We start from the raw sequence: 26,906 nt of genomic DNA, 5'->3' as shown, positions 1-26,906 counted from the left end.
ATGACCAGCCCCAGCACCATCGACCCGACCACCGCCGCCACGGTGAACACCAGCGTGTTCAGCACTATCTGGCGGGTGTCCGCACGGGTGAACCACTCCGCGTAGTTGGACAGCCCGACGAACTGTGCCGTGGGGTCGGAGATGTTCCAGTCGAAGAACGACAGTCGGATGTTGTCGGCCAACGGTCGGTAGATGAACAGCAGCAACAACGCCACATTGGGGCCCACCAAGACGGTGAACAGCGCGTAATCCCGCGACGACCGCCGTCGGGTTCGCCGCGTCGCCGTCATCGGCGCAGTGTAACCGCGAATGGGGCGTTACGCGGTGGGAGTCTTTCCTGAACCTGGAACGAATGCGATTGGGCGAGGAACGCTGCTGACGCCCGGTTGAACTGCCCAAGGAATCTATGGAGCTGAGGCGTAAAGCTTTGTGCAGTAACGCTCATAGGTAGGGGTGCCGACCAGTTGCCACATCATCCTGGCGGCCGACGGTACACCTGCCAGGAAGCGGTGCGCCCGGGCGTACAGCTTCGGCCAGATCAGGTCGTCTTCGGCTGCGTGATGGTGATGCAGCACGGCAACGATGAAGCTCAGATGCGTTGACGACCGCAGCGCGTTTCGCATCCCCCGCACGGACGCCATCGATCAGTTCCGGAACACCGTGTAACTCGTTGCGGAAAACGCGATGAACCATCGCCATGTCGAACGCGGCAGTCGAGGTCATCACATGCTCCTCCGCCGATGTTCAACAGCTGGTGCGGGTCGAGGCGAACGAATGATGTGGCTCGTCGCAGAATCCGGAGGTTGGGGCGCCGTGGCAGTCTCGGCGGCGCTGAACGCCGCGTCGGTGATCGCAACGAGATCCCCATCGTCAGTCCGTGCCCAGGTTTCCAATGCGGCCACAAAAACGGCAACGGCGACCCTCGCCTGGACGCTCACCACCAAACTGTCTTCAGCTTGGCGGTTCCGTCGCGCGAGGGAACGCGCGAACAGGTCGCGGGTGTCATCCATCGCGACTATCTGCCGGGCCCGCAGCTCAGGTGTACTCATCATGAGGCGAACGCGCGTAAGAATTCTTTGGCGATCGGTGAGCATGATCGCCGCGAAACTGGTGGACAGCGCGGCGCCGATTGCGGCGATTGGTGACTCGTGCGGTGGTCGGGCGAGGATGAGTTCCTCGATCATCGGGTCGTACTCACGTGTTTCGACGACGTTTTCCTTGCGGGGGAAATAGCGGAAGAACGTCATATGCGACACACCCGCGGCCGCGGCGATGTCCTCGACTGTTGTGTTGTCGTAACCATTGGCGGCGAACAGGCGCAGCGCGTGTTCCTGGATCGACCTGCGGGTGGCCGCTTTCTTACGGCTGCGCCAGTCGTCGTTCGTCACCGTGCCGACACCGCGTTCACGGCACTCGGACGCCCCAAAGCGGTGTCGAGCCATACCTCGAGCAGGCGGGGATCGGATCCGCGCCACGCGAGATGCCCGTCTGGCCGCACCAGCAAGCCGTCACCGTCTGCCGGCAGCATCGCGATGTCGCCCAGCCGCGCCTGCGCGATCGCGCCCAGTGCCCGCGGACCCAGAAAAGCCCACCCGGGCCCCAACACCGCATAAAGCCTGACCACTTTCCCACCGTCGCAACGGTATTCGGCGTCGGGCATCCGGTCTCCCGGTCGAAGACCTGGCAGCAGCGCAGCCAATGCCTTCAGCTGAGGTCGTACCCCGAGTCGCCCCCCGCGGTAGGTGACAGACAACTGCGACGCCTTATCGGCGAGGTGCCGTTGCACCCACCGCTGCTTCAACATCGGCACCACGACACGATCGCGCAGCAGCCGCGTTCTCGCCTGGCCGCCGGCGAGCAGTCCGGTCACGCCTGTCGTGTTGGACAGCACTTCTGCGGCGATCGGCCGCCGCTCGGACTCGTAGCTGTCGAGCAAGTCTTCGTGTGCGCGCCCTTGCATGACGAGTGTGAGCTTCCACGCGAGATTCTCGGCGTCACCGATTCCGGTGTTCAGTCCCTGCGCGCCTACAAAGCTGTGGATGTGCGCGGCGTCCCCGACCAGCAGCAGTCTGCCCTGGCGGTAGGAGTCGGCGAGTCGGCGGTGTATCCGAAACGACGACGCCCACTCGACCGATCGAATGGTGCCGCCGCCGTGTCGAGCCAGCCCAGCTTCCAGTTCAGCATGGATGTCCTGTGCTGCGCGATCGCTGCGATCTGAGTCAGCCGCCCCTGCCATCAGGCGCCATACGTTGTCGCCCGGTAGCGGGAACGCAGACATAACGCCCACGGGACTGACCCAAAACGCCACCGCGTCCCTCGGGGTATCGAGGTCGGCATGGACGTCGGCGATGAAGACATGCTCGAACAGCGGGACGCCCGGAAACTCGATTCCGGCAGACTTCCGCACCACGCTGTGCGCGCCGTCTGCGCCAATCACCCACTTAGCGCGGATCACCGACCCATCGTCGAGTCGCACTAAGGCGTTCTCGCCGGTTTCCTCGACACTCACCACCCGGTGGCCCCATTCGACCGTTCCGCCTGCATCGGCGAGGCGTTCACGCAGCGATGCCTCGATATCGGCCTGGGAAATCAGGATCGGATTTGGCGGGCCGTGCCGAGTCGGGTTGACCCACGACAGCTCCGCGAGTTGCCGACCCTTGGCACGGAAGATGGTCCGGCACAACGGCATTGCATGCTCGCGCAGCTTGCCGATGGCGCCAAGCCGGTCCAAGACCTCAATGCCGCGCGGCTGCAAACCGAACGCTCGAGACGTGGTCGCCGGCGCCAATGCGGCGTCGAGCGTTCGGACGTCGACCCCAGCGGCGCACAGCGCAGACGACGCCGCTAAGCCGCTCGGACCCGCGCCGACCACGACGACACCCGCAGAACCCGACTCCATCGACATGTTATTACGCTAACATGTTAGTAGACTAACTGGAAGAGGGTTGACCCCGCGGCAATTACGCGGCGCCCGGCACCGCCCAACGGCCGGACCAGGCCCGCCATCCCACGAAGATCAACCGCAGGACCACGAACGTGCTCAGCCCCGACCAGATCCCCGCCAGCCCCCAGCCGTAGGCCAGCGACAACCAGACCAGCGGCAAGAAGCCGAACAGCGCACTGACCACGGTCGCGGTGCGCAGGTAGGCGGCGTCACCGGCACCCAGCAACACCCCGTCGAGCGCGAAAACGATTCCTCCGAGCGGCAATTGGGCGACCATGAACCACCAGGGCACGCCGATCGCGGCGAGCACCGACCGGTCGTCGGTGAACAGTTCGGGCAGGACGGGGGCACCTGTTGCGAACATCGCGGCCAGGAGGCCCGCGGCGGCGAATGAGAACACCGTCACCCGCCGCGCCACCGACTTTGCGTGGGCGACATCGCCGGCCCCCAGCGCGGCACCGACCAGCGACTGTGCCGCGATGGCCAGCGAGTCGAGAACCAGCGCAAGGAAATTCCACAGCTGCAGCACCACTTGGTGGGCGGCGACCGCCGCAGCCCCGAACCTCGCCGCGACCGCCGCGGCCGACACGAAGCAGACCTGAAAGGACAGGGTCCGCAGCACCAGGTCACGGCCCATCAGCAGTTGGGCGCGCAGCACCGCGCCGTCCGGCCGCAGCGGCGCCCGCTCGGCGAGCAGCGCACCCAGGAACAGCAGCGCCGCCACCCACTGGCCAGCCAAATTGGCCACCGCCGAACCGGACAACCCCCAGCGCGGCAACCCCAGCCAGCCGTACACCAACAGCGGGCACAGCAGCGCGGACAGCACGAAACCGGCAAGCACGTAGCGCAGCGGTCGCACCGTGTCCTGCACCCCTCGCATCCACCCGTTTCCGGCGAGCGACACCAGAATCGCGGGCGCGCCCAGGATCGCGATCCGCAGCCAGGGCAAGGCCGCCACGGCGATCCCTGGTCTGCTGCCCGCGATCACCGACACCAACGGGACCGCCGTCGCCTCCACCACGGCGACGATCAGCCCGCCCAGACCGAGCGCCAGCCAGGTCGCCTGCACTCCTTCGGTGACCGCCGCCGCCCGATCGGAGGCGCCGAAGTGGCGCGCGGCACGCGCCGTGGTGCCGTAGGACAGGAAGTTCAACTGGGATCCGAGCAGGGCGAGGACCAGGCTGCCGATGGCCAGACCCGCCAGGGACAGCGCCCCCAGCCGCCCGACCACCGCGGTATCGAACAACAGGTACAGCGGCTCCGCGGCCAGCACGCCCAGCGCCGGCAACGCCAGCTTCGTGATCTGCCGGTAGTCAGCCAAGCGCCGCGCGCAACGAGGAAACGGCATCCTCGATCGAGCCGGTGGTCGAATAGCCGGCGGCCAACCGGTGGCCGCCACCACCGAACGCGCATGCGACAGCCGACAGATCCACGTCGGCCTTGGCGCGCATCGACACCGACCACTGTTGCGGGTCAACCTCTTTGAACACCGCAGCCACTTCGGCCTGTTGCGTGGTGCGGACGATGTCGACGATGCTCTCGACTTCCTCCGGACGCGCGCGCACCCATTCCTCGTTGCCGACGACCGCATAAACCAGCCCGCGACCACCCGCCGCGTCGGGCACCAGTTGCGCGGAGCCCAGCACCCGGGACAGCATCGGCAGCCACCCGAACGGATGGCTGTCCATCACGGTCCGGCTGATCGCAGCGTTGTCCACGCCCAGCTCAACCAGCCGGGCCGCCAACCGCAGGGCGCGGGCGCTGGCCCAGCGGAACGAGCCGGTGTCCGTCGTCAATCCCGCGTAGATGCAGTGCGCGACCTCGAGGTCGATCGGTATCTCCCACGCGTCGAGCAGTTCGGCGACCAGCATCGTGGTGGAATCCGCGGACAGGTCAACGAAATTCGCGGTGCCGAACAAGTCGTTGGAGGCGTGGTGGTCGATCACCAGCAGCTGCTGGTCCGGACCGGCGAGATCGCTCAGGCGACCCAGTCGATGCAGGCTCGGAACGTCAACGGTCACAACCAGATCCACGTCGCGGCAGAGCACGTCGGGACTGACCAGCAAGTCGCATCCGGGCAACGACCGCAGCGACTCCGGCAGGGTCGCCGGCGCGCCGAAGCTGACCTCGACACGTTTGCCACACCGGTCCAGCACCAGGCCCAACGCTAGCCCGGCACCGATGGTGTCCGCGTCGGGGTGGACGTGGCAGATCACCGCGACGGTCTCGGCGGCCGACAACAGCTCGACCGCCTCGACGGCATCGACACGTGTGCCCCGGACCGGGACGCGCACCAGCTCAGTTTTCGGATCGATCGCCGTCACCAATGTCTCCAGGGTCAGCTGAAGGTTCTGCTCCGCCTTCAGACGCCCCCGCCCGATATGGATCGGCCTCCCCAGCCGGCTTTGCTCCCACCCGGACCCGGGCGACGTCCTCGTCGGCGGCCCGAGCCCGGGCCAGCAGCTCGTCCATCCGCTGCACGCTGTCCGACGTGGTGTCCCGGGTGAAGGTCAGGGTGGGCGTGAAGCGCACCCCGGTGCCCGCACCGACCTTGGTGCGCAGCGTGCCCTTGGCCCGGTCCAGGGCAGCCGCGGCTGCCGCGTAATCGGGCTCGGCGTCCAGCGAGGGCCCCATCACCGTGTAGTACACGGTCGCGTCGTGCAGGTCGGCGGTGACCTTCGCATCGACGATGGTCACCCCGGCCAGCCCCGGATCCTTGATCTCGAACTCGATCGCGGTGGCCACGATCGTGTTGATCCGCTTGGCCAGTCGACGTGCCCGGGCGGGATCAGGCATCTCGATTCACCGCCTCTCCCCCGCAAGCGGGAGGTACCCCCACCTCATCACACATTCCCTTTCTGCATCGTCGGCGGTGGTCAGGCGCGTTCTTTCTGGACGAGCTCGTAGGACTCGATGATGTCGCCTTCCTTTATGTCGGAGTAGCCCAGCGTCATACCGCACTCGAAGCCCTCGCGGACCTCGGTGACGTCGTCCTTCTCCCGTCGCAGCGAGTTGATCGAGAGGTTGTCGGTGACCACGATGTTGTCCCGCAACAGCCGGGCCTTGGCGTTGCGGCGCACCACACCGGAGCTGATGATGCAACCCGCGATGATGCCGACCTTCGAAGACCGGAAGATCGCCCGGATCTCGGCGCGGCCCAGCTGGTTCTCCTCATAGATCGGCTTGAGCATGCCGCGCAGGGCCTTCTCGATCTCGTCGATGGCCTGGTAGATGACCGAGTAGTAGCGGATCTCGACGCCCTCGCGGTTGGCCAGCTCGGTCGCCTTGCCCTCGGCGCGCACGTTGAAGCCGATGATGATCGCGTCCGACGCCGACGCCAGGTTGACGTTGGTCTCGGTGATGCCACCGACACCGCGGTCGATGACGCGCAGCGCCACCTCGTCGTCGACCTCGATACCCATCAGGGCCTCTTCCAGCGCCTCGACGGTACCGGCGTTGTCGCCCTTGAGGATCAGGTTCAGCTGGCTGGTTTCCTTCAGCGCCGAGTCCAGGTCCTCCAGGCTGATCCGCTTGCGCGAGCGCGCGGCCAGCGCGTTGCGCTTGCGGGCGCTGCGCCGGTCGGCGATCTGACGTGCGATGCGGTCCTCGTCGACGACGAGGAAGTTGTCACCGGCGCCGGGAACCGACGTGAAGCCGATGACCTGCACCGGACGCGACGGCAGCGCCGCCTCGATGTCCTCGCCGTGTTCGTCGACCATCCGTCGTACCCGGCCGTACGCGTCGCCGGCGACCACCGAGTCACCGACGTGCAGCGTGCCGCGCTGAATCAGCACCGTGGCGACCGGCCCGCGACCGCGGTCCAGGTGCGCCTCGATCGCCACACCCTGGGCTTCCATGTCCGGGTTGGCCCGCAGGTCCAGTGCCGCGTCGGCGGTCAGCACGACGGCTTCCAGCAGCGCCTCGATGTTGGTGCCCTGCTTGGCGGAGATGTCGACGAACATCGTGTCGCCACCGAAATCCTCTGCCACCAGACCGTATTCGGTGAGCTGTCCCCGGATCTTGGCCGGGTCGGCGCCCTCCTTGTCGATCTTGTTGACCGCCACCACGATCGGCACGTCAGCGGCCTGCGCGTGGTTGATGGCCTCCACCGTCTGCGGCATCACACCGTCGTCGGCCGCGACCACCAGGATGGCGATGTCGGTGGCCTTGGCGCCGCGGGCACGCATGGCGGTGAACGCCTCGTGACCCGGGGTGTCGATGAAGGTGATCAGCCGCTCGTCGCCGTCCAGGTCGACGCCGACCTGATAGGCGCCGATGTGCTGGGTGATGCCGCCGGCCTCCTCCTCGCGGACGTTGGCCTTACGGATGGTGTCCAGCAGTCGGGTCTTACCGTGGTCGACGTGACCCATCACCGTCACCACCGGCGGGCGGGTCTGCAGGTCTTCTTCGTCGCCTGAGTCCTCTCCGTAGGAGAGGTCGAACGATTCCAGCAGCTCGCGGTCTTCGTCCTCGGGGCTGACGACCTGGACGTTGTAGTTCATCTCGCCGCCCAGCAGCTCGAGCGTCTCGTCGCCCACCGACTGGGTGGCCGTCACCATCTCGCCCAGGTTGAACAGCGCCTGTACCAGGGCGGCCGGGTTGGCGTCGATCTTCTCGGCGAAGTCGCTCAGCGATGCGCCCCGCGCCAACCGGATCGTCTCGCCGTTGCCGTGCGGCAACCGCACGCCGCCGACAACCGGAGCCTGCATCGAGTCGTATTCCTGGCGCTTCTGCCGCTTGGACTTGCGACCCCGTCGCGGCGCACCGCCGGGACGCCCGAATGCGCCGGCGGCACCGCCGCGCTGCCCGGGACGGCCGCCACCACCACCGGGGCCACCACCGGGGCCGCCGCCGGGGCCACCGCCGCCGCCACCGGGACGACCTCGAAAGCCGCCACCGGGCGCGGCGCCTACGCCACCGCCGCCACGGTAGTTACCACCGCCGCCGCCGCTGTCGGAGCGGCCGCCGCCAGGCCCACCGGGCCGGCCGCCGCCGGGCCGTGGCGCACCGGAACGCGCCGGGCGGGCGGGGCCGCCGGCACCGCCGGGACGCGGCGGCATGCTGCCGGGCGAAGCGCCGCCCGGACGCGGAGCGCCCGGCCTGGGCGCACCGGGGCGCGGCGCCGGCGGACGCGGAATGGGCCGGTCGACGGGTTGCGCCGACGAGAACGGGTTGTTGCCGACGCGCGGGGGACGCATCCCCGGCTTGGGCATAGGTCCTGGGGCGCCGGGACGCGCGCCGGGCGCCATGCCGGGATGGGGTCCGGGCGGGCTGGGCGGCTGCGCCGGGGTCGGCGCGGCCGGACGGGGACCCGGCGCGGGCGGCGCGGGTGTTTCGGTGGCCGCCACGGGTGGAGCCGGAGGCGGCGCGGTCGCTACCCCGCCGGCGTCGGCCTTGGCTGCGGTGACGGCCTCACCGTTGCCGACGGCCTTGTCGATCGCCTGGTCGAGGGCTTTGTCCAGCGACTTGTCGACGGGCTTGGCCGGACCCCGGGCCGCGCTCGGGGCCCGGTCCGGAGCTTTGGCGGCCGCAGCCGGCTTGTTACCACCGAACGACTCGCGCAGCCGGCGCGCGACCGGCGCCTCCACTGTCGATGATGCGGATTTGACGAATTCGCCCTGTTCATTCAGCCGGGCGAGAACTTCCTTGCTGGTGACACCGAGTTCCTTGGCCAACTCGTGTACGCGGGCCTTGCCTGCCACTACATCTCCTGTCTAAGAGGCGACAGTCGGTAGGCCGCGCCTCGGGGTTAGCTATGACGCATTGTCATCGGGACTTCACGGTGTGCTCATGTTCTTTGCTACCTGTTCTGTCGCCGGGGCATCGAGCGCACTGACATACTCGATGACCGCGGATGTTTCCGCGCAACCGGTGATTCTCAACGCTTTGCTGAAAGCCCGCCGTCTAATCGCTTGTTGCACGCACTGCGACACGGGATGCAGCCATGCACCCCGCCCCGGCAGGCTACTCGCTGAGTCAACGATCAGGGCGTATTTGCCGTTCCCAGTCGATTCAGCAACCACTCGAAGCAGTTCGACGGCCAACTCTCGCTTTCGGCACCCGACACACGTCCGCACGGGTCCGTCCGTGCTTCGGTGCGCCAAGACCGTAGGCTCGCGCTGGATCACGGCTAAGTCTAGCGTCACTGGGCCAGTGGTCAGAATCGCCCGGACCTGCCCGGCCCATCTCGCCTCGCCGAGCGTGGGTGATATGGCCGACAGCCCATCAAAATTCCTGCATATCCCCCACGTTCGTCAGGATCAGCGTCTGGCCGGCCGACAGCCTCAGCCCAGCCGGGAATTCGATGCCCGCGTCGGTGCATCGAGTGGGGACGGCGGTGCCGGCGACTGACGCGTGGTAGTCGTCCGCACCGCCGACGACCGTGAGCCGGCGCAGGTCAAGCTGCCCGCCATCGCAGGTCAGCACGAGCTCGTCACCTCGCCGCGACCACAGGCCCCAGCCGGAGCAGGCCAGGAACGGCAGGGATGAGTCCGGGTGTCGGAACGTGTACGCGCCGGCCGGGCCGTCGTGGGTGAACCCGGCCATCGCCTGCAGCGCCGACCAGCCGGCCAGTGACCGCGCGTAGTGGTCGCCGCACTCAATCTCGTTGAACGGGTTGCGGCGTCGGCCGTCGTAGCGGGCCCACACCGCGTCCAGTACCGCGCGCCCCTCGCGGTGCAAGCCCTCACGCAGGCAGTGTGCGGCGACCTGGTACTCCGAGCCGGTCCACACCTCGTCGGCGTACCGGATCGGCACCGCGGGCCGGCCCCCGCGTGGCCAGGTGCAGACCAGCAGACCCGTGTCGTCGCCGTCGGCGAATATCCGATACGGGTGAGTGAACTCAGCGAACCCCCGGCGCAGGTTGTGCCGCACCACCGCGGCCAGCGCGGTACGCACATGCTCGGTTGGCAGCAGGTAACCCAGCCCGAGCTGGTGTGCCCACCACTGGCCGATCAGCTGGTCGGACAGGCATCCAGTGCCCCACTGGTAGCGGGTGTCTAAGCCGCTCGGCAACCGCTGCGCGTAGTACTCGCCGGTGAACAGCGTCTCGTCGTAGGACTTGCTGGCTTGCCCGAAGGTGGCCCGGTACGCGGCCGCCGCGTCGGCGTCGTCGAGCAGCAGGGCGATCGTCTCGGCGGCGCGCAGCGCCGCCAGCCACAGCGTTCCGGTGAACGGGTTGTACCCGGTGATGTCGATGTCGTAGGTGCTGGGCTGGACGCCGCTGAGCATCCCGGTGCCGTCGACGTTCCAGGTGCGGTCGACATGGCCGAGCAGCCGGGTCAGGTTCGGCCAGACGTGGGCCAGCCAGTCCCGGTCCGCGCCGCAGCGGTACTCGCGGTAGGCCTTGAGGACGGTGCCGAGCATGCCGTCGAGGGCCGGCTCTCCCGGGCCGCCGATCGGCTCGTCCCAGAGCTGCGGCAAATAGGTCGGCGCGATCACGCGGTGCGGTAGCTGCCCGGCCGGCGCCTGCATGATCTCGAACTCGGTATCCCGCATGTTCCGTTCGAGCTGCGGGAACGCGGCCGCGAGCCCCTGCGCGTAGTTCCAGACGTGTGTGCAGTTCAGCGGGCAGGAACCGCCGTATCGGCCCGACCACATCATGGTGGAAGCGCCCAGTACCCCCTCGAATGCGAAGAACCGCCCGTCGGCGGCGCGAAAGCACGTCGGGCTGCGCACGGTAGCGAGCTGCGCGGCGAAGTGGGTGGCGGCGGCGTCGTCCAGGCCGCAGCGGGCCAGCGTGCCGGTCCAAGCGCCGGTGGCCTCGCGCAGGGTGTGCCACTCGTGACGGACCCGCTCGAACACTTCCTGCGCGTCGCCGTAGCGGGTTGCGTAGTAGTTGCCCAGCCAGAACCGGGACCGCCCCCACTCCGGCCGATCCGGGCCGAACTGCTCGAAGTTGACGTAGCGGTTGGGGAAATACCAGGTCAACGCGATCCTGATCAGCCGCTCCTCGCCGGGCTGCAGCGAAAACGGAACGCCGAGGCCGGCGTTCCAGGTGCTGCCGGCCGGACTGGCGCCGCTCGCCCCGTGTGGGGCGTGACGCTGCGGATCGGCGGTCCCAGCCGCGAACGCCAGCCGGGGCGCCCCGCTGGCCAGCGCGCGCGAACGCAGGAAGGTGACGAACTCGGCAGGGTCGCGCCACTGGGTCAGCGCGGCGGCCCGGGCGTCGTCGGCCGCCAGCACCAGCTGTCCGGCGCCCGGTGCGTCGTCGGCCAGCGTCGCGTTCTCCAGCACGATGCTCGTCCATCCCGCGCGGCGCAGCAGCCGGTTGGTGTTGCCGCCGTAGCCGGGAGCCCGGACGCCGTCGACCGGGGTGATGCCGTCCCAGCCGACGGCGTTCTGCACTGCGGCGCCAAGGGTTCCGTGCAGCGCGCAGCTGTCGGTGTTGACCAGGCGGAACGTGAACAACGCCGCCGGGATCGAGCTGGCGTCGACATCCAGCGGCACCAGCGGGTTGAACGCCTCCAGGGTCGCGTCCAGCGGAAGGCCCGGGTCGAGGTAGCGCACCCGGGCGATCGGGTAGGTGCCCGAGAATGTCGTGCCGGCCACGCCCGGATGCCGACTCAGCAGGTCACGTTGCCAATCCGGCACCACGTCGTCGGTGACCAGCGGGGTGCCCGTGGAGTCCCGCAACGGCCCCTGCAGGATGCGGACCTGGTCCAGCGGCGGCTCCCACCGGCTGACCCGCACCGCGAAGAACGAGCCGGGCAGCGCGCCGTCGTGGTTGCCGATGTTGTGCAGCTGCCACTGCCGTAGACCGCCGTCGGCGCAGATCGCGAGATTGCCGGTGCCGATGCCGCCGAGCGGCATGGCCAGGTGGGCGAACTGCGCGCCGTCGCGCTCGTCGGCGCGCACGTCGTCGGGCCAGTCCTGACTGCCGGACGAGGTCACCGGTGCGGCTCCACAGATTCGCCGCCCACCTCCAGATCGTCGGCGCTGGGCAACGGTGGGCGCTCGGCGGACGGGCGGTCCAGATAGAAGAATGCGGTGGAGGCGATGTCGTCGTGCAGGGGCTGGTAGCGCTGCCGCGACTGCCAGCCGAGGGCCTGGATGTCCACGCGCAGGTCGGCGTGGAAGTGGATCGGGTCGAGGATGTGCCAGCGGTACATGCCGAACCGCTGCTGGCTGCGGTACAGCCCGTCGGGCCGGATCACCTGGTGCAAGCCGAGGAACGGTGTCGAATAGACGGTGTACCCCTGCCCGGGGACGTCGAAATTCCAGGCGCCGCCGAAGTAGTCCTCGGTTCCGGTGCCGCAGATGGTGGGGAACTCGTGGTCGCCGTCGAGATAGAACTTGACCTCGCCCTCACCCCACCAACCGGGGCGGTTGACGCCCCACGCGAGGTAGGTCCCGACGTACTTCCCCATCCCGTGCACCCGGTCGAGGATCGGGTGCGCGCTGCCCGCGGCGAGCGGGTTGCTGCGGTGGAACTGGGTGTGCAGGTAGCCGACCTCGCCGATGTTCAAGTCGACGTCGATCTCGTAGCTGATCTGGTAGTAGACGGTGGCGCTGTGCGGCGCCCGATTTTCCAGCGTGAGCCGGGCGTGGCGGGGCACCGGCATCGGCCAGTAGCTGTTGAAACCGCCGTGCGGGTTGGCGGCCACCGGTACCGAAGACAGTTGGGCGAACTCGCACCAGCCTTGGCCGAAGAAGTCGCCGAGCGGCACCTCGACGGCGGGCTCGTCGGCGTCGTCCCAGTGGGCGCGCAGGATCAGGCTGCGCCAGTTGCCGCGGTGCGTGGTCAGCCAGATGTGCGTGATGAGTGCCGGACCGGTGATGGCGGCCACCTCGAAGGTGGCGTGCCCGTCGATGTCGACGCTGGGCGAGATCTTCCAGCCCGGACCCAGGTGCGCCGCGCTGAGCGCGCCGGTGCCGTCGGTCGCGCGGCCACCGCCGCCCTTCGCCCCGTCGAAGTTCTCCGGGCTGATCGACCGCGACCGCGCACCGCTGAGCCTGGCCAGCGAGCCCAGGTCGATCACGCGACGGCCGGTTCAGCGGTCGTGCGCCAGCCCGTGGCTGGCGCCGTGATGGGGTTGGCTCTCCGGATGCGCCGAGTCGCCGCGGATGTCGATACGCCATCCGGTCAGGCGGGCCGCCAGCCGGGCATTCTGCCCTTCCTTGCCGATCGCCAGCGACAACTGGAAATCGGGCACCACGACGCGCGCGGCCCGGGCGTTCTGGTCGATGACCGACACCGAGACCACCTTCGCGGGCGACAACGCGTTGGCGACGAAGCGCGCCGGGTCCTCGTCGTAGTCGATGATGTCGATCTTCTCCCCGGACAGCTCGCTCATCACGTTGCGAACCCGCTGCCCCATCGGACCGATGCAGGCGCCCTTGGCGTTCAGCCCCGCGACGCGTGACGCGACCGCGATCTTGGACCGGTGACCGGCCTCCCGGGCCACCGCGACGATCTCCACCGACCCGTCGGCAATCTCCGGGACTTCCAGCGAGAACAGCTTGCGCACCAGGTTGGGATGGGTGCGCGACAACGTGATCAGCGGCTCGCGGGCGCCGCGGGTGACACCGACCACGTAGCAGCGCACGCGGTTGCCGTGGTCGTAGCTCTCACCGGGAACCTGTTCGGCGGCCGGGATCACGCCCTCGGAGGCCTTGGTCTCGCTGCCCATCCGGACGACGACCAGACCGCGGGCGTTGGCCCGGCTGTCACGCTGGATCACGCCCGCGACGATCTCGCCCTCACGGGTGGAGAACTCGCCGAAGGTGCGCTCGTTCTCGGCGTCGCGGAAGCGCTGCAGCATCACCTGACGTGCGGTGGTGGCGGCGATCCGGCCGAAGCCCTCGGGAGTGTCGTCCCATTCGCTGATCAGATTGCCGTCGGCATCCACCTCGCGCGCCATCACGCGGACGACGCCGGTCTTGCGGTCGATGTCGATGTGCGCGTCGTTCTGGTGCCCCTGGGTGTGCCGGTAGGCGGTGAGAAGCGCGGATTTGATCGTTTCGAGCAGCTCGTTGACCGAGATCCCCCGGTCCACTTCGATCGCATGCAGCGCGGCCATGTCGATGTTCATCCGCCGCCCTCCTCGTTACCACTGCCACGGTTGAGTAGTTCCATCTCGCGTGCATCCGGCCGCCCGAACTCCACCTGAACCACCGCGCTGGCGATGTCGCCCAGCGGAATCTGCCGGAGGGTGGGTTTGACGCCGCGATCGCCGCAGATCACCACCCCAACCTCACCGTCGGTGACGTCACCGAGCCGAACCATTACGTGGGAGCCGTCGGCCAACGTCACGGCGGCCCGGCGTCCGCGGGCGCGGCGGAAGTGCCTTTCGGCAGTGAGCGGTCTTTCCACGCCGGGCGAGGTCACTTCGAGGACGTATTCGCTTTCGACGTCGGCACCGGCATCGAGCAGGCCGGACGCTGAGCGGGACAGCGCCGCGATGGTATCGAGATCCAACGGCACATCGCCGTCGGCGACCACGGTGATGCGCGGCGGACGTGCGGTTGGGTGGACGACCACGTCCTCGATCTCAAAACCGGCGCGCGCGAACTCGCCATCGAGCAGCTCTAACACCTGCTTCTGTGACGGCAACCCCGTCGCCACGGCGAGCTCCTCATCTTGAGTTGTCGGTGGTTCTGTTTCCCGGCGCGCTTCAACCAACGATACGCCAGAAGCCAGCTCAAACCAGGCGATCCGCCGGTCGTCATTGCGTCATCGAGGGTTCACCTCGCCGTGCCTGATCGATGTTCGGGGGCGTCCCAATGGCAGGATGTTGGGGTGCCCGGCACCGGACCTGTCATCAACAGGCGGGGTGTGCTCGCCGGTGGCGCCGCTCTCGCTGTGCTCGGGGTGACCGCGTCCGCCTGTGGCGAGCCCCCGCCCAAGCCGCCTGCCGTCGAAGAGCTGCTGGGCCCGTTGGACCAGGCCAGGCGGGACACCGCACTGGCGGCCGCCGCCTCGGAGGATGTCGGACATCCGCCGCAGGTCGCCGCCGCGCTGACCGTTGTCGCCACCCAGCGCGCCGCGCACGCCCGTGCACTGTCCACCGAGATCGCCCGGGCGGCCGGCAAGCTCAGTGCGTCATCAAGCGAAACGACGCCCGCCCCCAGCCCCACCGGGCAGGCGGCGCCGCCTCCACCGCCACCACCGATATCCGACGTGATCAACGCGTTGCACGCCTCGGCCGACAGCGCGAGCCGCCTGGTCGCCGGTTCGACGGGTTACCGGGCCGGGTTGCTGGCGTCCATCGCCGCTTCGTGCACGGCGTCCTACACGGTTGCGCTGGTGCCCGGGGGTCCGTCGATATGACCTCCGCTGAACCCGGTCGACCCACCCCGGGTGCCGAACCGAAGCGGTCGCCCACCGGCAAGGACGCCGACGTCAGCGCGCTGTCGGACGCACTGGCCATCGAGCACTCGACCATCTACGGCTACGGCATGGTGTCCGCGTTGTCGCCGCCCAGCGTCAACGACCTGGTGGTGGAGGCGCTGCTGCAGCACCGGCAACGTCGCGACGACGTGATTGCGATGCTGGTCGCCCGCAAAGCCACTCCTCCGGTCGCCGCCGCCGGCTACCAGCTGCCGCTGCTGATCGGCAGCGCGGCTGACGCGGCGCGCCTGGCGGTCCGGATGGAGAATGACGGCGCGATGGCCTGGCGTGCGGTTATCGAGCACGCCGACACGGGCGATGACCGGGCGTTCGGCTCGACCGCGCTGATTCAGAGCGCGGTCATGGCGGCTCGGTGGAACCGGGTGCTGGGTGCCTGGCCGATCACGGCGAGCTTCCCGGGCGGGAACGAATAGCCTCGGCGATTTGCGAGGCCAACGAGGCGCCGGTGGCCAGTTCGCGGGTCTGACCGCTGAACCGGTCGCGCAGCTCGACCACGCCATCGGCCCAGCCACGCCCCACCACGATGATCCAGGGCATGCCCAGCAGCTCGGCGTCCTTGAACTTGACGCCGGGCGAGGCCTGACGGTCGTCGAGCAGCACCTCGATACCGAGTAGGTCCAATTCGTCGGCCAGCGCTGCGGCCCCGCTGCGGGCCTCGGCGTCTTTGTTGGCGATCACCAGGTGAACGCCGAACGGCGCGATCGACGACGGCCAGCGCAGACCCAGTTCGTCGTGGTGCTGCTCGGCGACGACGGCGACCAGCCGCGACACCCCGACGCCGTAGGAGCCCATGGTCAGCCGCACCGGCTTGCCGTCCTCGCCGAGCACGTCGGCGGTGAAGGCGTTGGTGTATTTCTGGCCGAGCTGGAAGATGTGCCCGATCTCGATGCCGCGCGCCATGACCAGCTGACCGGCGCCGTCCGGGGAGGGATCGCCTTCGCGCACCTCGGCGGCCTCGATGGTGCCGTCGGCGGTGAAGTCGCGGCCGGCCACCAGGCCCACGACATGCCGGCCGGGTTCGTCGGCCCCGGTGATCCAACTGGTGCCGGCGACCACCCGTGGGTCGACCAGATAGCGAACCTCGTTGTCCTGCAATGCTTTCGGGCCGATATAACCCTTGACCAGGAAGGGGTAGGCGGCGAAGTCTGCGTCGTCGAGCAGCGCATATTCAGCCGGTTCCAGCGCCGCGGCCAGCCTCTTGTCGTCGACCTCGCGGTCCCCCGGCACGCCGATGGCCAGCAGCTCCCAGTCGCCGCCCGGCTGGCGGACTTTGACCAGGACGTTCTTCAGGGTATCCGCTGCGGTGACGGTGCGGCCCAGGTCGGCCTCGTTGGCCCAGGCCACCAGGGTTGCGATGGTCGGGGTGTCGCCGGTGTCGTGGACCACCGCTTCGGGCAGACCGTCGGTGGGCAGCGATTCCGGGCGAGCGGTGACGACCGCTTCGACGTTGGCCGCATAACCCGACTCGAGGCACCGCACGAAGGTGTCCTCACCGATCGGGCTCTCGGCCAGGAATTCTTCCGAGGCGCTGCCACCCATCGCGCCTGACACGGCGGACACGATGACGTAGCGGACTCCCAGCCGATCGAACATGCGCTGGTAGGCGTCCCGGTGGGCGTGGTAGGCGGCCTTGAGACCGGCGCCGTCGATGTCGAAGGAGTAGGAGTCCTTCATGACGAATTCTCTGGCGCGCAGGATGCCGGCCCGCGGCCTCGCCTCGTCCCGGTATTTGGTCTGGATTTGGTAGAGCACCAGCGGAAAGTCCTTGTAGGAGCTGTACTCGCCCTTGACGGTCAGGGTGAACAGCTCTTCGTGGGTGGGGCCCAGCAGGTAGTCGTTGGCGCGGCGGTCCTTGAGCCGGAACACGCTGTCCCCGTACTCGGTCCAGCGATTGGTCGTCTGGTACGGGGCGCGCGGCACCAGCGCGGGCAGCAGGATCTCCTGGCCGCCAATGGCGTTCATCTCGTCGCGAACCACGCGTTCGATGTTGCGCAGCACCTTGAGACCGAGCGGGAGCCAGCTGTACAGCCCGGGCCCGACCGGCCGGACGTAGCCGGCTCGGATCAGCAGCTTGTGGCTGGGGACTTCGGCGTCGGCGGGATCGTCACGCAGGGTGCGCAGGAAGAGTTTCGACATCCGGGTGACCACAGCGGGCAAGCCTAGCGTCCTCGCTTGGCGGCAATATCACCCACGCTGGACGCGTCGAACCCGGCCGGGGAGCTACAGGTCTCCGGCGTCGATCGCTTCCTTGACTTCCTGCGCGTGGGCGACCTGCTCCGGCGTGTAGCCGATGAACAGCGCCATCAGGCCGACGATGACCGCCGCCCCGGCCACCCACAGCAGGCCGTAGGTGTAGCCGTGGTCGAGCGCCCCCAACTGCACGTCGTTCATGAACTTCACCGGGCCGGTGGTGCCGCCCAGGTACAGCGTGCGCGAGGTGATCACGGCCTGAATGACCGCGAGCACCAGCGGTCCGCCCAGACTCTGCAGCATCAGCGTGAGCGCAGATATCGGGCCGATCTGGTCGAAGCCCACACCGGCGATCGCCGACAGCGTCAGCGGCACGACGACCATGCCGATACCGATGCCGCCGACGACGATCGGCAGCACCAGGTTGGGGAAGTAGGAGGCGCCGCGGTGCATGAACATGGAGCCGTAGATCATGGCGCCCAGTAGCAGCCAGCCGCCGCCGATGGTCAGCACCCGAGGCGAGAACCGCGACACCAGCTGCGAGGACAGGCCCAGGCCGATGCCCATCGCGATGACGAACGGAATGAAGCCGACGCCGGCGCGCAGCGCGCTGTACCCCAGGATGTCCTGCACGTACAGGCCGATGCACACGGTCAGGCTGAACATCACGCCCCCGGCGATCAGGATGGCGCTGAACGTGACCAGCCGGTTGCGGTCGCGGAACAGCTTGAACGGCACGACGGGGTTTTCGGCGGTGCGCTCGACGATGACGAAGGCGACGGCGGCAGCGGCGGCCACCACGCCCGATCCGATCGTGGTGAACGAGATCCAGCCCTTTTCCGGGCCCATCGAGAAGGCGAAGACGGCCGCGGTGCAGGCCAGGGTGGCCAGCATGGCCCCGGCGGCGTCGAGCTTCATGCGCTCACGGTTGGTCTCGCGCAGGGCGGTGCGGGCCAGGTAGATCATCACCAGGCCGATCGGCACGTTCACCAGGAACGCCAGCCGCCAGGAATATGTAGTCAGCGCCCCGCCCACGACCAGGCCCATCACCGAGCCGATCGCGGTCATCGCGGCGAACACCGCCGTCGCGGCGTTACGCGCCGGACCCTTGGGGAACGTGGTCGCCACCAGCGCCAAACCGGTGGGCGACGCGATCGCGGAGCCCACACCCTGAGACAGCCGGGCGATGACCATGGTGGCCTCGTCCCAGGCAACCGCGCACAGCACCGACGAGATGGTGAACAGCGCGACGCCGACGATGAAGGTGCGTTTGCGCCCGATCGTGTCGCCGAGGCGGCCGCCGAGCAGCATCAGCCCGCCGAACGTCAGCACATAGGCCATGATCACCCAGCTACGGCCGGCGTCGGACAGGCTCAGCTCGTTCTGAATCTTAGGAAGCGCGACGATGGCGACCGTGCTGTCCATGGTCGCCAGCAGCTGCATTCCACCGATCGCGATCACCGCGGCGACGAAGCGACGAGAAGGCAACCACGTCGGGTAATACCTGCTCACGCGTTCGGAGGCGGTCGCTGAACTTGCTGAGGCGGTCTCCGCCGGGCGCTCCGTGGCCGGACGATCGGGGCGCGCAGAGGTCCACTTGTGGACCGCGCGCTCTGTGTCGTTGAGAGCCGTCATAGCGGGTTACCTTACAGTAATCTTAAGAATTGTTTAAACGGCAAATCCCGCCACCGGCCCGATCACGATGATCGCGGGAGGTCGGATCCCCTCTGCACGGACCTTCTCCGGCGTGTCGGCAAGGGTCGCCCGCAATGTCTGTTGAGCGGCCGTCGTTCCGTGTTGGACGACTAACACCGGCGTATCCGCAGGTCGGCCGCCTTTCAGCAGCACGTCGGCGAAAAGTTCGATTCGCTCGACCGCCATCAGCAAAACAATCGTGCCGGACATCGCGGCCAAAGCATTCCAATTCACTAACGATTCGGGGTGGTCGGGCGCGAGGTGCCCGCTGACCACCACAAACTCGTGATTTGTGGCCCGGTGAGTGACCGGAACGCCCGCCAGAGCGGGCACCGCTATGGCGCTCGTCACACCCGGCACCACAGTCACCGGAATACCGGCGTCGGCGCATGCCAGCACCTCTTCATATCCGCGTGCGAACACGAAGGGGTCGCCCCCTTTGAGGCGGACCACGAAGCTCCCGGCCCGGGCGCGTTCGATCATGACGGCGTTGATGGCGTCCTGGGCCATGGCCCGTCCGTACGGGATCTTGGCGGCGTCGATGACTTCCACGTGCGGCGGCAGCTCGGCGAGCAGTTCCGGCGGCGCCAGCCGGTCGGCGACCACGACGTCGGCCTGGGCCAGCAGACGGCGACCCCGCACGGTGATCAGTTCCGGATCGCCGGGGCCGCCGCCGACCAGCGCCACGCCACCGCGCAGCACGTCGGAACTCTCCGGGTTCTCCAAAGTAATAAGGCCCTTCTGCAGCGCCTCGCGGATGGCCGATCGGATGGCCGCCGAACGGCGGTGCTCGCCACCGGCGAGCACGCCCACCGACAGCCCGGCATAGCTGAACGACGCCGGCGTGACGGCGGTCCCCTCGACGGCGATGTCGGCGCGGACGCAGAAGATGCGGCGCCGGTCGGCCTCGGCGACCACAGCCGCGTTCACCTGCGGGTCGTCGGTGGCCGCGATCACGTACCAGGCTCCGTCCAGGTCGCCGCCGCGGTATTCGCGCACTGTCAGGTCGATGCCTTCCATCGCCTCGACCGCACGGGTCGCGCTCCTGGAGATGACGTGCACGTCTGCGCCGCTCGCGATGAGCAGAGGTAACCGGCGCTGAGCGACCGTGCCGCCGCCGACCACGACGACCTTCTTGCCGGCGAGCCGTAATCCGACCAGATAGGGGCTCTCGGTCACCCGCCAAGCCTAATGGTGGAGAGGTGAGGCGAAGATACCCGCATGATTCATGACCTGTGGCTGCGCTGGCTCGTCACGGTGTTCTCGTTGCTCAGCGCGGCCGAATGGGTGAATGTCATCGTCGCCCGGCGCCGACGCTGGACCTTCGTCGTCAGCTATGCCCTGCATCTCGTGATGGCGCTCGCGATGGCGGTGATGGCGTGGCCTTTCGGCGCACACCTCCCCACGACAGGGCTTGCCGTCTTCTTCCTGTTCGCAGCCGGGTGGTTCGTGGCCGTGACGATGATGTGGGCGCGAACGCCGGCACAGCGGGTGTTGCGCTCCTATCACGCCCTGATGATGCTGGCGATGGCCTGGATGTTCGCCACGATGGGTCGACAGGCCGAAGCGCCGAGCATGTCGATGCCGGGCATGGATATGGGCCCGACGGCAGGCAGCGGGCCGCCCGGTTGGGTCACGGCGGGCAATTGGTTCTGGTTCGTGGGCTTCGCCGTTGCGACCCTGGTGTGGGCGTACCTGGTTGTCGCAGAGCGGGGGAAGCCTTTGAACAAGCAGCGACGGCTGTATGGCACCGGTCAGGCTCTGATGGCCGCCGGGATGGCGATCACGTTCGCCGGCATGCTTTTTCAGCTCTAGCGCTGGCGTCGGGCGGCGTGGGCGACGAAGCGGGCCACCGCATCGGGTGCGGCAGCCGGATGGGTGTGCAGGTAGGACGCGTGCACACCGGCATGCACCGCCCCGTCTGGCACGCGATCGACCTCCCGGCCCCGGTACACCCACGCCGGCTGATAGCTGTCGGTGAATGTGACCACGGTGCGGTGGAATTCGTGGCCGACCGCCCGCTGGCCGACGCAATACAGCGGCGAGTCGGCGACCGCGACGGCGTCCCGATAGCCGAGGTTCAGCGTCTGGGTGAACCTCGCCGACCCGGCCAGCACATCGCACATCGGGTATCCGTCGAGCTCGGACACCAGGTAGATCAGCCCGGCGCATTCGGCGTGCACCGGCGCCCCGGCGGCGGCCAGCTGTTTGATCTGCGCGCGGGCGACGTCGTTGCCGGACAACTCCGCGGTGAACTGTTCGGGAAAGCCGCCGGGCAGCAGCACCGCTTCCGTGCCGTCCGGCAACGCGTCGATCAGCGGGTCGAACTCGACGACGTCGGCACCGGCGGCGCGCAGCAGCTCGGCGTGTTCGGCGTAGCCGAAACTGAATGCCCTTCCGCTCGCCAGTGCGGCCAAGACTTTTCGGGTGGTTCCGCCACTGGCCTCACCGACCGCGGCCGCCGGGTCCCAGGGTGGATCGGTGACCCGGCTCCCGGCGGCCGCGACAACCGCTGCGAGATCGACGTGGCGGGCCACCAGGGCGGTCATCGCGCCCACCGCGCTGCGCGCGTGCCGGCCGTATTCGACGGCGGTGACCAACCCCAGATACCTTGTGGGCAGCTCCAATTCAGCGACGCGCGGGATTGCCCCGAGGACCGGGACACCGGTCTGCTCGCAGGCCTGCCGCAACACGTGCTCGTGCCGGGCCGAACCGACCCGGTTGAGGATGACACCGGCGATCCTGGTTGCCGTGTCGAACGTCGAAAAGCCATGCAGCAGTGCGGCGATGCTGTGACTTTGACCCCGCGCGTCGACGACCAGGATCACCGGGGCGCCGAGCAGACCGGCGACGTGCGCGGTGGACCCCGCTGCCGGGCCGGTGGCAGCAGGGACAACGCGCCCGTCGAACAGGCCCATCACGCCTTCGAGCACGGCGATGTCGGCGCCGGCGGTGCCGTGCGCGTAGAGCGGGCCGACGAGCTGCTCCCCCACCAATACCGGGTCCAGGTTGCGGCCGGGCCGTCCGGCCGCCAGGGTGTGGTAGCCGGGGTCGACGAAGTCCGGGCCCACCTTGAACGGCGCGACGACATGGCCCGTCTGGCGCAGAGCGCCGATCAAACCCGTTGCGATCGTAGTCTTTCCGCTGCCCGAGGCGGGGGCGGCGATAACGACCGCGGGTGTCACTGCGGGCCCCGCCGCCGCCGCGAAGGTCCGCAAAATGCCACTTGATACTGGCTTTCGGCGTACATATGCGGACCCTCGCCGATGGGCGTCACGGGCACGCTCACCACTCGATGCCCTTCTGTCCCTTGCGCCCGGCGTCCATCGGGTGCTTGAGCTTGGTCATCTCGGTGACCAGATCGGCGGCCTCGATCAACCGCGACGGGGCATCGCGTCCGGTGATCACCACATGCTGCCGGCCGGGTCGGGCCAGCAGGACCTCCACCACGTCGTCGACGTCGACCCAGCCCCACTTCAGCGGGTAGGTGAACTCGTCCAGTACATAGAAGCCGTGCCGTTGGGCGGCCAGCCGGCGCGCGATCTCGCCCCAGCCCTCCGCTGCGGCCGCGGCGTGGTCGGGCTCACTGCCGGCCTTACGAGTCCAGGACCAGCCGGCACCCATCTTGTGCCATTCCACCGCGCCACCGATCCCGTGCTGGTCATGCAGATCGCCGAGTCGACGAAACGCCGCCTCCTCGCCCACCTTCCACTTGGCACTCTTGACGAACTGGAAGACCGCGACGTCCAGCCCGGCGTTCCAGGCGCGCAACGCCATTCCGAACGCGGCGGTCGACTTGCCCTTGCCCGCACCGGTGTGTACCGCCAGGATCGGCGTGTTGCGCCGGGCCCGCGTGGTCAGGCCATCGTCGGGGACTTGGAGCGGACGCCCTTGGGGCATGTCAGGCCACGCTGCGTACGGTCTGCATCAGATGATCCGCGTGCAACTGTTCGAGCCGCACCGCGAACGCACCGAGCTGGCGGGCCAGCTGCCCGGCCAACCCCAGCCGCACATACGACGTCTCGCAGTCCACCACCACCGCGGCCACACCTTCGGCGACCAGTCGTGCAGCCGCGGTTCGACTGCGGCCCAACGGATCTGGACCAGCGGTGGCCCGGCCGTCGGTGAGCACCACAATCAGGGGACGCCGGGCCCGGTCGCGGATCCTTTCGCGGATGACGAGCTCGCGCGCCGCCAGCAGGCCTTCGGCGAGCGGAGTCTTGCCGCCGGTGTCGAACCGGGCCAACCGCCGGCCCGCGATGTGCGCCGACGACGTCGGCGGAAGCAACAGCCGCGCCTCGTGCTGGCGGAACGTGATCACGGCGACCTTGTCACGGCGCTGGTAGGCGTCGCGCAGCAGCGACAGCGTGGCGCCGCTGACCGCGGCCATGCGGTCCCGGGCGGCCATCGAACCGGAAGCGTCGACGACGAAAATCACCAGGTTGCCCTCGCGGCCCTCGCGCACGGCCCGGCGCACGTCGTCCGGCCGCGGCCGCAGCGGACCCGCTCCGGCCTGCTCGGCGGCCGAGAGCAGGGTGGCGAAGATGTGCAGTCCGCCGGTGGCCTCGCTGCTGTCGCTGGCCGCGACCACCGCGCCGAACCGGTTGCGGGCGCGGGAACGCCGTCCGGGCGCGCCTTCACCGACACCGGGGACGGTCAGCGTGCGGGTGCGGAACACTTTCGACGGCGGCGCGCTGGGCTTCGGCGCGGACGGCTGTGTGTTCGAATTCTGTTGCAAGTCGGAATCATTGGCGGACTGACCGCCGCCCGGCGGATCGGGCTCGGGCTCCGGCTCCGGATCGGCACCCGCCTGCCGCAGCGCCTCGTCCAACTCGTCGCGGTCGATGCCGTGATCGTCGAACGGGTCCCGGCGGCGACGATGCGGCAGCGCCAACTCGGCCGCCACCCGAATGTCCTGCTCCTCGACGGCGCGCGCGCCGCGCCAGGCGGCATGCGCGACGGCGGTCCTGGCCACCACCAGATCCGCCCGCATACCGTCGACGTCGAATGCCGCGCACAATCCCGCGATACGCCGTAACTCGTTGTCCGGCAACACCACATCGTCGACGAGTGCCCGCGCTGCGGCTATCCGGCGGGCCAGTTCGGCGTCCGCGTCGCCGTAGCGGTCGGCAAACCCGTCCGGGTCGGCTTCATAGGCCATCCGCCGGCGAACGACCTGCACCCGCACGTCGACGTCGCGCGACGCGTGCACGTCGACGGTGAGCCCGAATCGGTCCAGCAGTTGCGGACGCAGCTCACCCTCCTCCGGGTTCATCGTGCCGATCAGCACGAAGCGGGCCTCGTGGGAATGCGAGATGCCGTCCCGTTCGACGTGCACTCGTCCCATCGCGGCGGCATCGAGCAGTACGTCGACGAGATGGTCGTGCAGCAGGTTGACCTCGTCGACGTAGAGCACGCCGCCGTGGGCGCGGGCCAGCAGTCCGGGCGAAAACGCGTGCTCGCCGTCGCGCAGCACCCGCTGCAGATCCAGCGAACCGATCACCCGGTCCTCGGTGGCTCCCAACGGCATCTCGACCAGCCCGGCGTCGCTGCCGGTCGCGGCGGCCAGTAACACCGCCAGACCGCGCACGGCCGTCGACTTGGCGGTGCCCTTCTCCCCGCGGATCAGTGCCCCACCGATTTCCGGGCGCACGGCGCACAACAGCAGCGCGAGACGCATCTGGTCATGCCCCACGATCGCGCCGAACGGATATGGCTTCACCGCTGACCCGCCGCACCTGAGCCAGGCCGCAGCATGGGCACATGCGGAATACCGTCTTCCACGAAATCCTCACCGTCCCGGACGAATCCGTGCTGGGCGTACATTTCGGCCAGGTATGACTGCGCGTCGATCCGGCACGGGTAGTCGCCCACCTCGGCCAGGGCGGCGCGCAGCAGCCGAGTGGTGTGACCCTGTCCGCGCGCACTGCGTTTGGTGCACAGTCGGCCGATGCGGAACACCTTCTCGCCGCCGGCGTGCTCCTCCATCAGCCGCAGCGTGCAGATCACCTCGCCCTCAGGCGTTTCCAGCCAGAAGTGCCGGGTTTCGGCGAGCAGGTCGCGCCCGTCCAGCTCCGGGTACGGGCAGGCTTGTTCGACGACGAACACCTCCACCCGCAATTTGAGCAGCTCGTAAAGGGTCGGCACGTCAAGGTCTTTGGCCCACACTCGGCGCAGCGCTTCAGTCACAATCCCAACGCCTCGCTGCCCCAGGACCACACCTCGTCGAACAGCGCCGGCTCGTCGGATAGCCGAGCCCCCAGCGAAGGCACCATTTCTTTGAGCGTGGGCAGCCAGGATTGATACCGGTTGGCGAAGCAGCGTTCCAAGACGTCGAGCATGATCGGCACCGCCGTCGAGGCGCCCGGCGAGCCCCCCAGCAGTCCGACGATGCTGCCGTCGGCCGCCCCGACCAGGGTGGTGTCGAACTCCAGCACCCCACCCTTGCGCTTGTCGCGCCGGATCACCTGCACCCGCTGCCCGGCCACGATCAGCTCCCAGTCCGAATCCACGGCGCTGGGCGCGAATTCGCGCAGTACCTGGACCCGGTCGGGTTCGGTGAGCCGCAGTTGGCGGAACAGATAGTCGAGCAGCTTCGTCTGGGTGGCCCCGACGCCGATCATGGACACCAGGTTGTCCGGCCTGACCGACCGCGGCAAGTCGCTGAAGCGGCCGTGTTTCAAGAACTTCGGCGACCAACCGGCATACGGGCCGAACACCAGCCACGACTCGCCGTCGACGAACCGCAGGTCTAAATGCAGCGCCCCGAGCGGCGGGGCACCCGGCGACGGAACGCCGTATACCTTGGCCCGGTGCGCGGCGGTGAGCATCGGGTTGCCGGTGCGCAGGAACCGGCCGCCAATCGGGAAGCCGGCGAAGCCGCGGATCTCGCTGATGCCGGACTTTTGCAACAGCGGCAATGTGTCACCGCCGGCCCCGGCGAAGACGAATCTGGCCTTCAGACAGTGCTTTTCGCCGGTGCGACGGTTGCCGACGGTCAAAGTCCAGCTGCCGTCGGCGTTCCGGGACAGGTTGCGCACCTCGTGGCCGAACACTGCGGTGGCACCGTTGCGCACCGCGTACCCGACGAGCTGCCGGGACAGCGCGCCGAAGTCGACGTCGGTGCCGTCCTGCGCCCAGTTGAGCGCGACCGGTTCGGAGAAGGCACGTTTGGCGGCCATGAACGGCAGCCGTCGGGCGAACTCGTCGACGTCCTCGATCAATTCGGTGCGCGCGAACAGTGGGTTGTGGGCCAGTGCGCGCCGGCGCCGCCGCAGGTAGTCGACGCGGTCCGCCCCGCGGACGAAGCTCACGTGCGGGACGGTGTTGAGAAAGCCGCGGTCGGTCAGGATGCCATTCTCCATGGCGTACGCCCAGAACTGGCGGGTGACCTGGAATTCCTCGTTGATACGCACCGCTTTGGTGATGTCGATCGAGCCGTCCGGGCGCTGCGGGGTGTAGTTCATCTCGCACAGCGCGGAATGGCCGGTGCCGGCGTTGTTCCAGGGACTGCTGCTTTCGGCGCCGACGGCATCCAGCCGTTCGATCAGGGTGATCGACCAGTCCGGTTCCAGCCGCCGCAACAACGCACCCAGTGTGGCGCACATGATGCCCGCGCCCACCAGGACGACGTCGGTTCTGGCCGGCCCTAAGCCCACCTGGTCACCTGAGATCGTTGGTCCTTCCCCTCGGCTGTGCCGTTCCCAGGTTATCCCGGCGGGCCGG

At 68.6% G+C, this 26,906-nt stretch carries 23 protein-coding genes and 1 pseudogene; 3 read left to right on the top strand and 21 right to left on the bottom strand.

Annotated elements, in window-relative coordinates; all coding sequences use genetic code 11:
* From VML93_RS35340 to rimP, 13 genes and pseudogenes are all read right to left on the bottom strand, one after another.
* A pseudogene (locus VML93_RS35340) lies at positions 1–290 on the bottom strand (sugar ABC transporter permease); the annotation flags it as partial.
* Positions 291–404: 114 nt separating this feature from the next.
* On the bottom strand, positions 405–641 hold the full coding sequence (locus VML93_RS35335; RefSeq protein ID WP_325618002.1) for a hypothetical protein: 237 nt from the start codon (positions 639–641) through the stop codon (positions 405–407).
* A gap of 81 nt (positions 642–722) precedes the next feature.
* The gene (locus VML93_RS35330) at positions 723–1,388 is read right to left on the bottom strand and encodes a TetR family transcriptional regulator (protein WP_325618000.1); all 666 of its coding nucleotides are present in this window, start codon (positions 1,386–1,388) and stop codon (positions 723–725) included.
* Positions 1,385–2,905, bottom strand: a complete 1,521-nt coding sequence (locus VML93_RS35325) for an FAD-dependent monooxygenase (RefSeq protein ID WP_325617998.1) — start codon at positions 2,903–2,905, stop codon at positions 1,385–1,387. The genes VML93_RS35330 and VML93_RS35325 overlap by 4 nt, the downstream gene beginning before the upstream one ends.
* 55 nt (positions 2,906–2,960) lie before the next feature.
* Positions 2,961–4,292, bottom strand: a complete 1,332-nt coding sequence (locus tag VML93_RS35320; RefSeq protein WP_325617996.1) for an MATE family efflux transporter — start codon at positions 4,290–4,292, stop codon at positions 2,961–2,963.
* Positions 4,258–5,268 (bottom strand): bifunctional oligoribonuclease/PAP phosphatase NrnA, encoded by a 1,011-nt coding sequence (locus VML93_RS35315; protein ID WP_325617994.1) that lies wholly within the window; start codon positions 5,266–5,268, stop codon positions 4,258–4,260. The genes VML93_RS35320 and VML93_RS35315 overlap by 35 nt, the downstream gene beginning before the upstream one ends.
* A complete protein-coding gene (gene rbfA, locus VML93_RS35310) occupies positions 5,243–5,740 on the bottom strand; it encodes a 30S ribosome-binding factor RbfA (RefSeq protein ID WP_325617992.1) in 498 nt (165 codons plus the stop codon). The genes VML93_RS35315 and rbfA overlap by 26 nt, the downstream gene beginning before the upstream one ends.
* Positions 5,741–5,820: 80 nt before the next feature.
* Positions 5,821–8,646 (bottom strand): translation initiation factor IF-2, encoded by a 2,826-nt coding sequence (infB, locus tag VML93_RS35305; RefSeq protein ID WP_325617990.1) that lies wholly within the window; start codon positions 8,644–8,646, stop codon positions 5,821–5,823.
* A gap of 75 nt (positions 8,647–8,721) precedes the next feature.
* Entirely contained in the window at positions 8,722–8,967 is a 246-nt protein-coding gene (locus VML93_RS35300) for a YlxR family protein (protein ID WP_325618010.1), read from the bottom strand.
* 202 nt (positions 8,968–9,169) lie between these two features.
* Positions 9,170–11,836: a GH116 family glycosyl-hydrolase gene (locus VML93_RS35295; RefSeq protein WP_325617987.1), complete on the bottom strand. Its 2,667-nt coding sequence runs from the start codon at positions 11,834–11,836 to the stop codon at positions 9,170–9,172.
* Positions 11,833–12,924 carry a glycoside hydrolase family 172 protein gene (locus VML93_RS35290; protein WP_325617985.1) on the bottom strand — a complete coding sequence of 364 codons (1,092 nt, stop codon included), beginning with the start codon at positions 12,922–12,924 and terminating at the stop codon, positions 11,833–11,835. The genes VML93_RS35295 and VML93_RS35290 overlap by 4 nt, the downstream gene beginning before the upstream one ends.
* A 12-nt stretch (positions 12,925–12,936) precedes the next feature.
* Positions 12,937–13,977 carry a transcription termination factor NusA gene (nusA, locus tag VML93_RS35285; RefSeq protein ID WP_325617983.1) on the bottom strand — a complete coding sequence of 347 codons (1,041 nt, stop codon included), beginning with the start codon at positions 13,975–13,977 and terminating at the stop codon, positions 12,937–12,939.
* Complete coding sequence (gene rimP / locus VML93_RS35280; protein ID WP_325617982.1) at positions 13,974–14,510, bottom strand: ribosome maturation factor RimP; 537 nt, start codon at positions 14,508–14,510, stop codon at positions 13,974–13,976. Before rimP ends, nusA begins: the two co-directional genes overlap by 4 nt.
* Positions 14,511–14,684: 174 nt before the next feature.
* On the opposite strand from rimP, the gene VML93_RS35275 reads away from it, so the two are divergent.
* Positions 14,685–15,215: a hypothetical protein gene (locus VML93_RS35275; protein ID WP_325617980.1), complete on the top strand. Its 531-nt coding sequence runs from the start codon at positions 14,685–14,687 to the stop codon at positions 15,213–15,215.
* Positions 15,212–15,709, top strand: coding sequence for a ferritin-like domain-containing protein (locus VML93_RS35270; RefSeq protein WP_325617978.1), 498 nt, complete (start codon positions 15,212–15,214; stop codon positions 15,707–15,709). The genes VML93_RS35275 and VML93_RS35270 overlap by 4 nt, the downstream gene beginning before the upstream one ends.
* Here the strand turns inward: VML93_RS35270 and VML93_RS35265 are convergent.
* The 3 genes from VML93_RS35265 to cobA all read right to left on the bottom strand — a co-directional run bounded on the left by VML93_RS35265 (position 15,678) and on the right by cobA (position 20,360).
* Complete coding sequence (locus tag VML93_RS35265; RefSeq protein WP_325618008.1) at positions 15,678–17,444, bottom strand: proline--tRNA ligase; 1,767 nt, start codon at positions 17,442–17,444, stop codon at positions 15,678–15,680. The two genes, VML93_RS35270 and VML93_RS35265, sit on opposite strands and share 32 nt — an antisense overlap.
* 72 nt (positions 17,445–17,516) lie before the next feature.
* On the bottom strand, positions 17,517–19,121 hold the full coding sequence (locus VML93_RS35260) for an MFS transporter (RefSeq protein WP_325617976.1): 1,605 nt from the start codon (positions 19,119–19,121) through the stop codon (positions 17,517–17,519).
* Between the two features lie 33 nt (positions 19,122–19,154).
* The gene (gene cobA / locus VML93_RS35255) at positions 19,155–20,360 is read right to left on the bottom strand and encodes a uroporphyrinogen-III C-methyltransferase (RefSeq protein WP_325617974.1); all 1,206 of its coding nucleotides are present in this window, start codon (positions 20,358–20,360) and stop codon (positions 19,155–19,157) included.
* Between the two features lie 42 nt (positions 20,361–20,402).
* Between cobA and VML93_RS35250 the strand changes: the two genes are divergently transcribed.
* Positions 20,403–20,996 (top strand): DUF5134 domain-containing protein, encoded by a 594-nt coding sequence (locus VML93_RS35250; protein WP_325617973.1) that lies wholly within the window; start codon positions 20,403–20,405, stop codon positions 20,994–20,996.
* Here VML93_RS35250 and VML93_RS35245 read toward each other — a convergent pair.
* From VML93_RS35245 to mqo, 5 genes are all read right to left on the bottom strand, one after another.
* A complete protein-coding gene (locus VML93_RS35245; protein ID WP_325617971.1) occupies positions 20,993–22,366 on the bottom strand; it encodes a cobyrinate a,c-diamide synthase in 1,374 nt (457 codons plus the stop codon). The genes VML93_RS35250 and VML93_RS35245 overlap by 4 nt on opposite strands.
* Before the next feature lie 100 nt (positions 22,367–22,466).
* Positions 22,467–23,081, bottom strand: coding sequence for a cob(I)yrinic acid a,c-diamide adenosyltransferase (gene cobO, locus VML93_RS35240; protein ID WP_325617969.1), 615 nt, complete (start codon positions 23,079–23,081; stop codon positions 22,467–22,469).
* Position 23,082: 1 nt separating this feature from the next.
* A complete protein-coding gene (locus tag VML93_RS35235; protein WP_325617967.1) occupies positions 23,083–24,903 on the bottom strand; it encodes a magnesium chelatase subunit D family protein in 1,821 nt (606 codons plus the stop codon).
* On the bottom strand, positions 24,900–25,370 hold the full coding sequence (locus VML93_RS35230) for a GNAT family N-acetyltransferase (RefSeq protein WP_325617966.1): 471 nt from the start codon (positions 25,368–25,370) through the stop codon (positions 24,900–24,902). Before VML93_RS35230 ends, VML93_RS35235 begins: the two co-directional genes overlap by 4 nt.
* Positions 25,367–26,839, bottom strand: a complete 1,473-nt coding sequence (mqo, locus tag VML93_RS35225; protein WP_325617964.1) for a malate dehydrogenase (quinone) — start codon at positions 26,837–26,839, stop codon at positions 25,367–25,369. Before mqo ends, VML93_RS35230 begins: the two co-directional genes overlap by 4 nt.
* Between the last annotated feature and the right edge of the window lie 67 nt (positions 26,840–26,906).

It is taken from the genome of Mycobacterium sp. (assembly GCF_035499775.1).
Lineage (GTDB): Bacteria > Actinomycetota > Actinomycetes > Mycobacteriales > Mycobacteriaceae > Mycobacterium.
The sequence above is the reverse complement of the archived record's forward strand: the minus strand, read 5'-3'. Positions and strand labels throughout refer to the sequence as shown.